We start from the raw sequence: 14464 nt of genomic DNA on the forward strand, positions 1-14464 counted from the left end.
GTTTTACCATTCGGCGTAAAACTATAATAATTATAACATAAAGTTGAACATTTTAAAAATTTTATTATAAATTGACAAGTTTAATTTTGTGTGCTATATTAATAATGTAAGAAAGTCAAAATAAATAATTTGATTGTTTTATGGAGGTGTAATATGAAAAAATTTTTAATAGTTTGTACTCTTATTTTATCAATGGGATTAGGGTGCAATATAGTAATGGCAAGTGAAAGTTTTGAACCAACTCACAAAAACACTAAATCAGGAAAAGAATATGGAATTAAAGAAGAATATAGAGTTAGAGAACTAGAAAATGAAAAATTAGAAATTGAATATAAAAAAGGTTTTTTTACAATTGTAAATAAGGATAAAATTTCTACAATTTGTGATTTGGATGCTACTGAAGATATGACATCTACTGATTCATGTGAAATTAACAAGTTCAATACAGGAATAATAGTAAAATTTAAAACTATAAAGGTTTATGGGAATTCATCTTATTTCCCATATAATAAGTATTATGATGAGTATGACAATGATGCAAATTGTTGGTATGGCAATAACTTAACACTAAAAGAGGTAGTATGTAAAGATGAAAATACTTATATAGCTGTTTATGGTGAAATATTAGTTATAAAAAGTAAATAAATATATGTATTTTTTAAAAAGAGAAGTTTTTCTTCTCTTTTTTAGTTTTTAAGACAAAAATTTGGCATATATATTACTTTTATGATATAATTACAGTAATTAAATTATTTTGAATGGAGTTATTATGTTTAAATTTGATTTTAATGATAAAAAATACAAAAATATATATTTCATCGGAATTGGTGGAATAAGTATGAGTGGAATTGCTAAACTACTGTTAAAAAAGGGCTATAATATTTCAGGAAGCGACAGAAATACTTCTAAAGAAATTCAAATATTAGAACAAAATGGTGCAAAGATATTTATAGGTCAAAAAAAGGAAAATATTAAAAATCCTGACTTAATTGTATATACAGATGCAATTTTACCAGATAATGAAGAATTAATTAAAGCAAAATCTATTGGAGTTCCTTGTGTAACAAGGGGACAGTTTTTAGGAGCATTAATGAGAAATTATACTCATTCAATAGCAATTTCCGGATCACATGGAAAGAGTACAACAACAAGTATGATTTCAAAAATTTTAATTAATTCCCCATTTGACCCTTCAATTTTAATTGGTGGAAATTTAGATGAAATTGACGGAAATGTTCTATGTGGTAATGAAGATTATTTAGTAACTGAAGCCTGTGAATTTAAAGCTAATATACTACATTATTATCCAAGTATGGCTATTATTTTAAATATTGATGAAGACCATTTAGATTTTTATAAAAACTTGGATCATATTGTAGATACTTTTATAGGATATATGAAAAATTTGGATGAAAATTCAAAAGCTATAATTAATATTGATGATCCAAACTGTCTTCCCCTATTAGAACATATCAAAGGAGAAACTATTACATTTGGTATAAATAATGAAAATGCTACTTATAATATTACAAATATAAGTTTTGATAAGGTTGGTCATCCTTGTTTTGATATTGAAAATGAAAAATTTGGAAAACATCATTTTTGTTTAAATATAATAGGAAGACATAATATTTATAATGCAGCTGCTGCTATTATAGCTACTTATGAAACAGGAATAGATGTTGAATATATTAAGAATGCTATTTCAAAATATAAAAATTTACACAGAAGAATGGAAGTTTATGGAGTAATCGGTAATAGTAAAAAAGCTACTATTCTAACTGATTATGGACATCATCCAAGAGAAATTAAAAGTTGTCTAAGTTCAATTGCTGAACATAAAGAAGGCAGACTTGTATGTATTTTCCAACCACATACTTATTCAAGAACAAAAGTTTTATTAAATGACTTTGCAAAATGTTTTGATGATTGTGATGAAGTTATTGTTACTGAGATTTATGCTGCAAGAGAAAAATTCGATCCTACTATTCATTCAATAGATTTAGTTGAAAAACTAAATAAAAACGGAGTAAATGCTATATACCTAAAAACATTTGAAGAAGCAAGAGATTATATCTTTGAAACTTTTAAAGACAAAGATACTATAATTACAACAGGGTGTGGAAATCCACATGAACTTGCAAGAATGATTGTAGAAGACTATAAATAATTAAAAGAAAAAGACAGAAAATTTAAAATTTTCTGTCTTTTTTATCTTGGTAAAAAACCAACTTTTTTATAAACTTTTCTAAGTGTTTTATTTGCATAATAGGATGCTTTATCTGCTCCTTCTTTCATAACTTTTTCAAGATATGCCTTATCTGAAACAAATTCTTTATGTTTTTCTCTTATTGGTTTTAAACTATCTGAAATTAATTGTCCCAAATCTTCTTTAAATGCTGAATAATTTTCGTTTTTATATTTTGCCACAATTTCATCACTTGTTTTACCAGTGAAAGCAATATACATATTTATTAAATTTTTTAGTCCTTTTTGTTCATCATTATAATCGAAATTTCCAATACTATCAGTTACAGATTTTCTAATTTTTCTCTTTATAGTTTCTTCATCATCAAGAAGTAATATAAATGAATTAACATCTTCATCAGATTTACTCATCTTCTTTTGAGGATTTTTAAGGCTCATAATTTTTCCTGTTTCTTTTCCAATTATTCCTTCAGGAACCACAAAAGTTTCAGAATATTTATTATTAAATCTTTCTGCCAAATCTCTTGCAAGTTCTAAATGTTGTTTTTGATCAACACCAACAGGAACTAAATCTGTTTGATATAATAAAATATCTGCAGCCATTAATACGGGATAAGTAAACAAACCAGCATTTAAATTTTCTTCCGATTTTTGAGATTTTTCTTTAAATTGAGTCATTCTGCTAAGTTGTCCCATATAACTCATACAACTTAAAACCCAAGAAAGTTCTGCATGTTGAGGTACATGAGATTGAACAAAAAGAGTTGATTTATCCGGTTCTAATCCTGATGCTAAAAATATAGCCATTAAATCTAATGTTCTTTCTCTAAGCAATTTAGGCTCTTGTGGTACTGTTATAGAATGTAAATCAGCAACATTAAAAAAACAATCATATTGGTCTTGTAAACTTTTGAAGTTTTTTATTGAACCTAAATAATTTCCTATTGTAAGCTGACCTGAAGGCTGTAATGCACTGTAAACTATTTTTCCCATATTAAAATCCTCCTTTTATAAATATTAATAAAAAAGGTCATTTCTAAATTAATTAGAATATTGACCTATTTTTGTTATTTATTTTTCTTCTTTTTCTTTTCTAGGCTTTTCAAGTAATGCCTTTCTTGACAATTTTATTTTACCTTGATTGTCAATTTCTATTACTTTAACTTCAACTACATCTCCAACTTTAAATAAGTTTTCTACCTTATCAAGTCTTTCATGAGTCATATTTGAAATATGAAGTAAGCCTTCTTTTCCTTTAATTAATTCAACGAATGCTCCAAAATTTGTGATTGTTGTAATTACACCGCTGTAAATTTCTCCAACCTCAATTTCTTTAACTATTTCGTTAATCATTTCTTTTGCTCTTTCGCCATTTTCTCTTGAATCAGCAGTAATTGCAATGCGTCCATCATCAAAAGTATCAATCTTAACTCCTGTTTCATCAATTATCTTGTTAATAACTTTTCCACCCGGTCCAATTACTTCTCTTATTTTTTCTGGTAAAATTTGCATAGTAAATATCTTTGGTGCATATTTTGACATTTCTTCGCTTGGAGTTGAAATACATTCATTCATAATTGATAAAATGTGAAGTCTTGCTCTTTTTGCTTTTTCCAAAGCTGTTGCCAAAATTTCTCTACTAATACCGTCAATTTTAATATCCATTTGTAAAGCTGTGATACCGTCTTTAGTACCTGCAACTTTAAAGTCCATATCTCCAAAATGGTCTTCTAAACCTTGAATATCTGTTAAAATAGCAATTTTATTAGTTTTTTCATCCTTTATAAGTCCCATTGCAATACCTGCAACTGAATCTTTAATAGGAACACCTGCATCTAATAATGAAAGTGTTGAACCACAAATACTTGCTTGTGAACTTGATCCGTTTGAAGATAAAACTTCTGAAACCAATCTCATTGTATATGGGAATTCATCTTCACTTGGCAAAACAGGAATTAATGCTCTTTCAGCTAATGCACCATGACCAATTTCACGTCTGCCCGGACTTCTTAAAGGTCTAACATCTCCAACACTAAATGGCGGGAAATTATATTGATGCATATATCTCTTATTATCTTCATCAATAACTCCATCCAAAATTTGAACTTCTCCAGGTGCACCTAAAGTTGTTAAAGTTAAAACTTGAGTTTGTCCTCTAGTAAATAATCCTGATCCATGAGTTCTAGGTAAAAGTCCTCTTTCACAAGAAATCTTTCTAACTTCGTCAAGTTCTCTATCATCTGGTCTAATTCCTTCTTCTATTATTAATCTTCTAACTTCATCAACAATTACAGATTCAATAGCTGCATTAATTTCACCTTTTTTATCTTCATAATCAGGTAAAAACTTTTCAAGAATTTCTTTTGTAATCTTATCTAAATTTTCTTCTCTTTCCATTTTGTTTGGAGTTCTAAGAGCAGAAATAATTTGTTCTTTACCAAATTCAATAATTGCATTAAATAAATCTTCATCTCTTTGCTTTATAATAACTTCAGATTTTTCTTTACCAATTTCTTCTCTTATTGTTTCTATAAAATTACAAATTGATTTAATTTCTTCATGTGCAAAAAGAATTGCATTTAAAACTTCTTCTTCACTTAAAATATCAGCTCCGGCTTCAACCATCATAATAGCATCTTTTGTTCCTGATACTGTAATATTAAGTCTTGATTTTTCTCTTTGTGCAATTGTTGGATTTATAATATATTCCCCATCAACATATCCAACATTAACAGATCCTGTAGGTCCGTTAAAAGGAATATCTGAAATTGTAAGTGCTATAGATGATCCAATCATTGCAAGTATATCTGGTTGATTATCTTGCTCAACAGATAATGCTGTTGCAATAACTTGAACATCATTTCTATATCCTTCTGGAAAAAGTGGACGTAGTGGTCTATCTATAAGTCTAGATGTCAATATTGATTTTTCACTTGGACGTCCTTCTCTTTTAATAAATCCACCAGGAATTTTTCCTACTGAATAAAGTTTTTCTTCAAAATCACAACTTAATGGGAAAAAGTCAACTCCTTCTCTAGGCTCTTTAGAAGCACAAGCGTTTACTAAAACGACAGTTTCTCCACATTGAACAAGACAAGATCCATTCGCTTGTTCTGCTACTTTTCCTATTGTTACTTTAAGCTCTCTTCCACTTAAGTTATATATAAATTCTCTAACCATTTAATCCTCCTATGGTCTTCTAAAAATAAAGAGCGAAAAAATCGCCCTTTAATAATTATCCTCTTATTTGTAATTTGCTAGTTAATTCACGATATCTTTCGATATCAACATTACTAAGATATTTTAAAAGACCTTTTCTTTGTCCAATTAATTTGAATAAACCTCTTCTTGTTGCATGGTCTTTTTTATGTTCTTTTAAGTGTTCAGTTAAATATTTAATTCTGAAGCTTAATAATGCAATTTGAACTTCTGGAGAACCTGTATCTCCTTCACTTCTTTTAAATTCATCAATAATTCTTAATTTGTCTTCTTTAGTTATCATTATAACTACCTCCTAAAATATAATTCACCGTAGCAATGTAAAGGTCGGAGTTTCCATAAACATAGCAACAGTACTTGATAAGTATAACATAAAACGCAATAAAAGTAAACTATTTTTAAAAATTTTTACTGAATAACATCGAATTTTTATGTTATCGTATATTATAATTTTACAATTACTATTAATTTTTAACTTGTTTTTTCCACTCATCTTTTAAAATTCCATATTTCATTGAATCATAAAATATATTATTATGGTATCTAACTTTTCTAATTCTTCCTTCGAGTATCATACCAATTTTTAAGCTACATTTTATCATTCCAATATTTCCACTCCAAGTTGTTAAACCTATATGTTCTAAGTTATCTTCAGTATTAAAAATTTCATCTATCCATAACGAAAGTGCCTTTGAGCCGATTCCTTTACTCCAGAAATTATCATCAAAAATTACTATTCCTATTTCAAGCCATCTGGTTTTTTCATTTTCCCAATATTTTGAAACTATTCCAATTAGAGAATCATTAAAATAAATTCCTTTTACTCTTTCCCCTAAAAAAAATTCAATCTCCTTTGATGTTATAAATTCATCATAAGTTTTAAATTCAAAATCATCGAAATATGGAGCATCATATTCTTTCCACTTAGGCCTTTTACTTGAATATTCAATTTCATATAATCGTCTTAAATCATATCTTTGAATTCTCTTTAGTTCAATCATAAATTTCTCCTAAATTTATTCATCTGATAATTGCTTTCTCATTATATCCCAAGGTTTTACTTCAAATGGTAAAGGCATTTTTATAATTTGTTTTGCACGGGGTGCTACATCAATTTCTTCCCCTTTATCATCATACATTTTTTCTATTCTAAATGTTTCAAAACCATCTCTAGGGCCAAAAAATTCAACTTCATCTCCAACAAAAATTCTATTTCTCTGTTCTATTGTTGCAATTTTTGTTTCCTTATCATAGTCCAAAACAAGTCCAACAAAATCATAAGTTCTTATATATGAGCTTGAATTGTAAAGTTGATCATTTTCATCCGGCTTTTTATAGTAAAATCCCTTTGTAAAATCTCTATGACTTGCTTTTTTAATCTCAAGTAAAAGTCTTTCTGCCATTTCTTTTGTATAAGTACCATTTTTAATTGCATCAAGAGCTAATCTATAACTTCTTATAACAGTTGCAACATAGTATTGAGTCTTTACTCTTCCTTCAATTTTTAAACTATGAACTCCTGCTTTGATAACATCTTCAAGAGAATCCAACATACATAAATCTTTACTATTATATATAAAAGTTCCTTGTTCTGTTTCTTCAATAGGATAATACTCTCCTGGTCTTCTCTCTTCAACTAAATTATATTTCCATCTACAAGCATGAGCACAATCTCCCTTGTTTGCATCTCTTCCACACATATAGTTGCTCAATAAGCATCTTCCTGAATATGAAATACACATTGCACCATGGACAAAAGCTTCAATATCAACTTCAGGTACTTCCTTATGTATTAAATTGATTTCTTCTAAAGATAATTCTCTTGCCATTACAATTCGTTTAATACCTAAATCATACCAAAATTTTACAGTTCTATAATTTGTAACACTCGCCTGTGTGCTCATATGTACTTCAATATCTTTACTTACAGAACGAACAGCAGTGTATATTCCAGCATCTGCAACGATTAATGCATCTACACCTATATCAACTAGAATTCTTACATATTCTTCAAGACCTATTAAATCATCATTATGAGGAATAATATTCATTGTAATATATATTTTTTTGCCTCTTTCATGAACAAAATCAGTAGCTTCTTTTAGTTGTTCAACTGTAAAATTCTTAGATGCTTTTCTTAAACCGAATGATTCACCTGCAAGATAAACTGCATCAGCCCCGTAGATAATTGCCATTTTTAATTTTTCTATATCCCCTGCAGGGGCTAATAGTTCAACTTCTTTCATTAATTATTTTCTCCTTTAACTATTAAATAGGAATCCAAGAAAACTGGATTCCCATTAAATATTTAATCTATTTTTTATAACATATAGCCATACCATCGTCTATTGGTATTATAGTAGTCGAAAATTCATCACTATTTGTGATAATTTTTAAAAACTCTTTTAATCTTTTAACTATTGTGTTTTTTCTTCTTATATTATTTTTTTCTTTTGCAACAAGACCTCGAAACAGAATATTATCTGAAACTAATATTCCCCCATGATTTAATTTTTCAATAGATTTCTCGAAAAAACTTATATATTGCCCTTTTGCAGCATCCATAAAAATCATATCATATTTATCTGTAATAAAATCTAAAGCGTCATTTGCATCAGCAAATATAAGATCTATATTCTTATCACAACCCGCTCTTTTTATGAACTCTTTTGCTTTTAAAAAGTTTTTCTCATCAATCTCAATAGTTGTGATAATAGAATCAGGATAAGCTCTATTCATAATTATAGATGAATAACCTATTGCAGTTCCAATCTCTAAAATTCTTTTTGGTTTTTTTAACATTACTAAAAATTCTAAAAATCTAGCAACTTCAACTTCTATAATTGGAACTTTATTTTTGCAAGCAAATTCTTCCATTTCAATTAAAATAGGCTCTCTACTTTGTTCTAAACTCCTGATATATTCAGAAACATAATTTGCAACTACTTCCATTATTCTGCTATTGTTTCTTCCAACATTTTTACTATATCATTCATTATAGTTGAAATCCTAACTTCTGCTGCCATAAATTCTGATATTTCAGAATTGCTCATCAAAATTGCATTCAAATCATTAAGTTGTTTTTCTTTTTCAGTAACATCTTCTCCATTTTGCTTTGCAACTTGATAATCATATAACTTCTTATGAAAATCATCTATAATTTTTTTATTTTCAGGATTTTCATCAATTTTTTTCTTTAATCGTTTAAACTCTTTAACTTCATCACAATTTTTAAAATCATTTGAAAAAGTTAAGATACTATTATAAATATTCATAAAACCTCCTAAAGCTCTGTAATTATAGGAATAATCATTGGACCTCTTTTTATTTCATGATAGATATAAGAATTTAAATCTTTTCTAATATTATATCTCATAGTTCCAATATCTGTTATAGAATCATCCTTACAAATACTTAAAGTATTTTCAACAACTTTTCTCATTTCAGAAACAAGATCCAAATTTTCCTTTACATAGATAAATCCTCTTGAAACTATTTCAGGTCCCGAAATTATTTCTTTAGTAGATTTTTCAAGAACTACCATAACAATTATAATACCATCTTCTGATAGATGTTTTCTATCTCTTAAAACTGCACTACCTACATCACCAACTCCAAGTCCATCAACCAAAATATTTCCAGACTCAACTGTTCCTGATATAAATCCTTCTTGTTTGTAATTAAATTCAAAAACAGTACCATTTCTTCCTATTAGAATATTATCTTTCGACATACCCATTTCAACCGCTAGTTTTGCATGTCTTTTTAAATGTCTTGACTCTCCATGAACTGGAATAAAGTACTTTGGTTTAACTAAAGTATGAATTAACTTTAATTCTTCCTGACAAGCATGGCCTGAAACATGAACCTCTGCAAGAGAAGAATGAATTACTTTAACTCCCATTTCAACAAGACGATTTACAAGTCCAAAAAAGATTTTTTCATTTCCAGGAATTGGTGAGGCTGAAATTATTACAGTGTCACTTTCAGTCAATACAAGTTTTCTATGCTCTCCGTAAGCCATTCTATTTAATGCACTCATAGGCTCACCTTGGCTTCCAGTCATCAAAAGTACAATTTCAGACTCATCATACTTATTAATATCCTTTAAGTCAATAAGAGTTCCTTTTTCTATTTCCAATTTATTGAGTTCAGTAGCAACCTTAATAACATTAACCATAGATCTGCCTGACACAGCAACTTTTCTTTTAAATTTCTCCGCAGCTTTTATTATTTGTTGCACACGATGAAGGTTAGACGCAAATGTTGCAACTATAATTCTTCCATGAGCTTTACTAAAAAGTTCTATAAAAGTTTCTCCTACTGAACTTTCACTCATTGTATATCCAGGTCTTTCAACATTGGTACTATCTGCACATAAGAGCATAACTCCATCAATTCCCCATTGAGCAATACGATGTAAATCCATTTTATCTCCATCAATAGGTGTGTAATCAATTTTGAAATCTCCCGTAAAAATAATATTGCCAACTGGTGTTTTTATTCCGAAACTTACACTGTCAGGAATACTATGACAAGCTCTTATATATTCAACAGAAAAATGCTTAGTTTTTATAATTTCTCCGGCATTTACCAAGTGTAAACTTTCTTTACTAAGATTATGTTCCTGTAATTTACTTTCAACAAGACCTAAAGTTAATTTAGTTCCATAAACGGGTACATTTATCTTTTTTAATATATATGGGACGGCTCCGATGTGATCTTCGTGTCCATGTGTCAAAAAAAGCGCTTTTACCCTATCAATATTTTTCATTAAATAGGTAATATCCGGAATTACTATATCTATTCCTGGCATATCATCATCTGGAAAAGTCATTCCACAATCTAGAATGATAATTTCATCATCATATTCCAAAATAGACATATTTTTACCTATTTCACCAACTCCACCTAAGGGTATCATCTTTAAAGTTTTCTTTTTATTTTTTTGCACCACAACAATCCCCTACTTCTTTTCAAAATTTGAACAATCTGAACACTTTCCATAGAATTTTAAATCGTGGTTTATAATTTTAAATTTATATTTTTCTTCAATAATTTGTTCTAAAGTTTCTAAATAATCTTCTTCAACTTCAATTATCTTTCCACAATCTTTACACAGAAGATGATGATGTTGATGCTTGTCATCATCTCTTATGATTTCATATCTATATCTTTTATCATCAAAATCCAATTTATGAACTATATTCATTTTATCAAAAATAACAAGTGTACGATAAACAGTAGCAATTCCCAAATCTTTATCATATTTACTAGCTATTTCATGTAGTTCTTCTGGACTTAAATGATTACCTTTATTTTCATTTAGGACATTAAAAACAATTTCTCTTTGTTTAGTAATCTTATAGTTGTTTTCAACTAACAACTTTTTCATTTCTTTTACTTCCATAACTATTCTCCTTTTCTAAATATTTTCTTTTTCTGACTTTAATTCCTCATAAACATCTATCGCATCGGAAAGTTCTTCATCATCAATACCTTCCAAATTAATATTTCCTTCTTTATCATATACAATCTTCAAAATATATGTGTTGATATCATCTTTTGAATTCAAAACAGCGTACTCACTTTCATTCATACCAAAAGTTTCAACTAATTCAAAAATAATTTTTTTCCCATTTTCATCAAAAGCTTCAAAACGCTCCAAAATATCACTCCTATTTTCTATCCAAATATGACTGTAAAATGTAGGTTGCTGCCACTTTATCTATTACTTTTTTTCTTTTTTTTCTACTCATATTTCCTTCAATTAAAATTCTTTCGGCACTAACAGTTGTAAGTCTTTCATCTTGCATAATTATCTCTATATTAAAACTATTTTCTTTTAAAAAATTCTTAAGCTCATCAACAAAAGCTAGTACTTTTTCACCTTGTGGTCCAATTGTGTTATTCATATTCTTAGGAAGTCCAACAACAATTTTAATAATATTTTCTTTAATTATTATATTTTTTAATGATTCCAAATCCTTCTCAATAAATTCTCTAAAAATTGTACTATGCCCTTCTGCCATAATAAACAATGGATCACTAATAGCAACTCCTATAGTCCTATCGCCTACATCCAAAGCCATATATCTATCCATAAATACCCCTTTTTAACATTATGTAAAAGCCTCGACAATTTGCCAGGATAAATTTAATCCTTTATATAATTTTCTAAAAATTCTTCAAGTATTTCATCTCTACTAACTTGTCTAATTAAACCCCTAGCATTATTATAGCTAGTAATATAAGTAGGATCTCCTGAAAGAATATATCCTATAATTTGATTTTTAGGATTATATCCCTTAATTTCGAGTGCTGAATACACTATTTTTATTATTTCTTTAATACTTTTTTTATCAGTTGGTATTTCAATTCTCATTGTTTCATTAAATTCGTTTGACATATAATCCCTCCTATTTTACATTTGAGATTTTAAAATCTCCTCGGCTTTTCCTAAAGCAAAATCTACCTTGCTCAAGTCTTTTCCTCCTGCTGATGCGATATCAGGTCTACCTCCACCGTTTCCACCAACAAGTTTTGCAACTTCTTTAACAATATTTCCGGCATTTATTTTTTTTGCATTCAAATCTTTACTTACTCCAACTGTAAAAGTAAGTCTTCCTTGATAAACATTAGCAAACACTATTACACTTTTACCCAATTTATCTCTTAATTTATCAATTAAATCTCTTAAATCATTTTGATTTTCAAATTCTACTTTTTTAGCAATAAAAGAAATACCATCTATATCTTTCTTTTCTGCTATAAAAGTATCTAAACTACTCAAAGTCATTTGGGACTTTATTTCTTTTAGTTCTTTTTCTAAAGATTTAATATCATCAGTTAGAGAAACTACTTTAGAAACTAACTCAGGCTTTTTACATTTTAATACATTTGAAACTTCTTCAACTTGATTTTCAGTTTTCTTTAAGTATTCATAAACACTTCTACCTGTAATAGCCTCAATTCTTCTAACTCCAGCAGCAACACTTGATTCTGAAATTATTTTAAACATTTGAATTTCACTAACATTTCTTACATGTGTCCCTCCACAAAGTTCTATTGACCAACCTCCAAAAGAAACCACTCTTACAACATCTTTATACTTATCTTCAAAAAGTCCTATTGCACCCATTTCTGAAGATTCCTCTAAAGACATTTCCTTTATGATTGTATCAAGGTTTAAAGCAATTTTATCATTTACAATTTGTTCTGCTCTTTTTAAATCCTCTTGGCTTATAGCTTCAAAATGTGTAATATCAAATCTTAATTTATTTGCATCTACCAAAGAACCAGCTTGATTAATATGATTACCTAGAACTTCTATTAATGCTTGATGTAAAAGATGTGTTGCAGAATGATTTTTCATAATATCACGTCTATTATTTACATCTATTTTAAATGTTAACTCATCATTTAAATTAACATTTCCACTAATAACTTCTACACTGTGGAAAATTCCATTATTTTTATTTTTCTTAGTATCTAAAACTTTAAGCTCACAGTTTTCGCCAATAATAATTCCAATATCTCCTACTTGTCCTCCACCTTCTCCATAGAAAACAGTCCTATCAGATACTAAAAATGCCTTATCTCCTTGATTTAATGTAGAAACTGCTGATTCATCTTTAAATAGTTTTATAACTTTTCCAACACATACATTATCTGTATATCCTAAAAACTCTGTAGTTTCCAAAGTCTTTAGATAGTCAGTATTTTTTTCGCTCCAACCTGCTGATGAAACATTTCTGCCTTCTCTTGCTCTAATCTTTTGATCTTGCATATTTTTATTAAAAGCTTCTTCATCAACTGTCATCTTTTCTTCTTCTAAAATTTCTTTTGTCAAATCTAATGGAAATCCATAAGTATCATATAATTTAAAAGCCTTATCCCCAGATAAAACCTTTGAATTCTTTGATTTTTCATCTTCTATGTAAGAATTCAAAATACCTAATCCTTGTTCTATAGTCTCTTGGAATTTAGATTCTTCAGCGTTTAAAATCTTAAAAATTCTTTCACTATCTTCTAATAATTCAGGATATTCCATATTATAAGCTTCCATAACAACTTTTGAAACATCCATCAAAAAATTATCCTTAATTCCCAATAATTTACCATGTCTTGCAGCACGTCTTATAAGTCTTCTTAAAACATAGCCTCTTTGTTCATTACTTGGAATTACACCATCATAAATTAAAAATGTCATAGCTCTAGCATGATCTGCTATTACTCTTATAGAAATATCAGAAATTTCATTTGATTTGTATTTAACTCCGGAAATTTCTTCTATTTTCTTAATTATAGTATCAACTAAGCCTATTTCAAATATATTATCTTTTTCTTCCAAAACTAAAGTAAGTCTTTCAAGTCCCATTCCGGTATCAATATTAGGATGATCTAATCTATGATAATTTCCTTCTTTGTCCTTATTAAATTGAGTAAAAACTAAATTCCAGATTTCCATAAATCTATCATCAGGATTTGTATATTTTTCTCCTCTATCATACATAATTTCAGAGCACGGACCACAAGGGCCAACTTCTAATTCCCAAAAATTGTCTTCTTTTCCAAGTCTTTGAATTTTTTCCGCTGGAAGTCCAACTTCATTTCTCCAAATATTATAAGCTTCATCATCTTCTTCATAAACTGTTACAGATAGTAAATTTTTATCCATTTCTAATTTTTCTGTCAAAAATTCCCAAGCCCAAGTTATTGCTTCTCTTTTAAAATAATCTCCAAATGAAAAATTCCCTAACATTTCAAAAAAAGTTCCATGTCTCTGAGTTTTTCCTACATTATCGATATCAGCTGTTCTAATACATTTTTGACTAGAAGTAGCTCTATTTTTACTCATTTTTTTTACCCCTGTAAAATAATCTTTTAATGGAGCCATTCCAGCATTTATAAGCAATAAACTTTTATCATTATTTGGTATTAAAGGATAACTCTTTAAACGTAAATGTCCTTTACTTTCAAAAAACTCTAAATACTCTTCTCTAATTTCATTTAATCCTAATTTTCTCATATATCC

At 28.3% G+C, this 14464-nt stretch carries 15 protein-coding genes; 2 read left to right on the forward strand and 13 right to left on the reverse strand.

Features of this window, described 5'->3' with window-relative positions; all coding sequences use genetic code 11:
- Positions 1–153: 153 nt before the first annotated feature.
- Complete coding sequence (locus tag VJI95_RS01170; RefSeq protein ID WP_324009944.1) at positions 154–645, forward strand: hypothetical protein; 492 nt, start codon at positions 154–156, stop codon at positions 643–645.
- Positions 646–769: 124 nt separating this feature from the next.
- Positions 770–2170 (forward strand): UDP-N-acetylmuramate--L-alanine ligase, encoded by a 1401-nt coding sequence (murC, locus tag VJI95_RS01175; RefSeq protein ID WP_324009945.1) that lies wholly within the window; start codon positions 770–772, stop codon positions 2168–2170.
- A 41-nt stretch (positions 2171–2211) separates the two neighbouring features.
- Here murC and trpS read toward each other — a convergent pair whose 3' ends face one another.
- From trpS to alaS, 13 genes are all read right to left on the reverse strand, one after another.
- Positions 2212–3201: a tryptophan--tRNA ligase gene (gene trpS / locus VJI95_RS01180; RefSeq protein ID WP_324009946.1), complete on the reverse strand. Its 990-nt coding sequence runs from the start codon at positions 3199–3201 to the stop codon at positions 2212–2214.
- Positions 3202–3279: 78 nt separating this feature from the next.
- Entirely contained in the window at positions 3280–5388 is a 2109-nt protein-coding gene (locus VJI95_RS01185) for a polyribonucleotide nucleotidyltransferase (protein WP_324009947.1), read from the reverse strand.
- 55 nt (positions 5389–5443) lie between these two features.
- Entirely contained in the window at positions 5444–5710 is a 267-nt protein-coding gene (gene rpsO, locus VJI95_RS01190; protein ID WP_004833566.1) for a 30S ribosomal protein S15, read from the reverse strand.
- A 181-nt stretch (positions 5711–5891) separates the two neighbouring features.
- Entirely contained in the window at positions 5892–6428 is a 537-nt protein-coding gene (locus VJI95_RS01195) for a GNAT family N-acetyltransferase (protein WP_323999748.1), read from the reverse strand.
- A gap of 15 nt (positions 6429–6443) precedes the next feature.
- A complete protein-coding gene (locus tag VJI95_RS01200; RefSeq protein ID WP_324009948.1) occupies positions 6444–7673 on the reverse strand; it encodes a peptidase U32 family protein in 1230 nt (409 codons plus the stop codon).
- Positions 7674–7740: 67 nt separating this feature from the next.
- Positions 7741–8379, reverse strand: coding sequence for an O-methyltransferase (locus tag VJI95_RS01205; RefSeq protein ID WP_324009949.1), 639 nt, complete (start codon positions 8377–8379; stop codon positions 7741–7743).
- On the reverse strand, positions 8379–8702 hold the full coding sequence (locus VJI95_RS01210; protein WP_324009951.1) for a YlbF family regulator: 324 nt from the start codon (positions 8700–8702) through the stop codon (positions 8379–8381). Before VJI95_RS01210 ends, VJI95_RS01205 begins: the two co-directional genes overlap by 1 nt.
- An 8-nt stretch (positions 8703–8710) precedes the next feature.
- Complete coding sequence (locus VJI95_RS01215) at positions 8711–10384, reverse strand: ribonuclease J (protein WP_324009952.1); 1674 nt, start codon at positions 10382–10384, stop codon at positions 8711–8713.
- A gap of 9 nt (positions 10385–10393) precedes the next feature.
- Entirely contained in the window at positions 10394–10837 is a 444-nt protein-coding gene (locus VJI95_RS01220) for a Fur family transcriptional regulator (protein ID WP_323999753.1), read from the reverse strand.
- Between the two features lie 15 nt (positions 10838–10852).
- Positions 10853–11095 carry a DUF1292 domain-containing protein gene (locus tag VJI95_RS01225; protein WP_324009953.1) on the reverse strand — a complete coding sequence of 81 codons (243 nt, stop codon included), beginning with the start codon at positions 11093–11095 and terminating at the stop codon, positions 10853–10855.
- A gap of 10 nt (positions 11096–11105) precedes the next feature.
- Complete coding sequence (gene ruvX, locus VJI95_RS01230; RefSeq protein WP_323999756.1) at positions 11106–11531, reverse strand: Holliday junction resolvase RuvX; 426 nt, start codon at positions 11529–11531, stop codon at positions 11106–11108.
- 53 nt (positions 11532–11584) lie between these two features.
- Positions 11585–11836: an IreB family regulatory phosphoprotein gene (locus tag VJI95_RS01235; protein ID WP_323999757.1), complete on the reverse strand. Its 252-nt coding sequence runs from the start codon at positions 11834–11836 to the stop codon at positions 11585–11587.
- A gap of 15 nt (positions 11837–11851) precedes the next feature.
- Positions 11852–14458, reverse strand: coding sequence for an alanine--tRNA ligase (gene alaS, locus VJI95_RS01240; protein ID WP_323999758.1), 2607 nt, complete (start codon positions 14456–14458; stop codon positions 11852–11854).
- Between the last annotated feature and the right edge of the window lie 6 nt (positions 14459–14464).

Origin of the sequence: Parvimonas sp. C2 (assembly GCF_035282405.1) — a bacterium.
Lineage (GTDB): Bacteria > Bacillota > Clostridia > Tissierellales > Peptoniphilaceae > Parvimonas.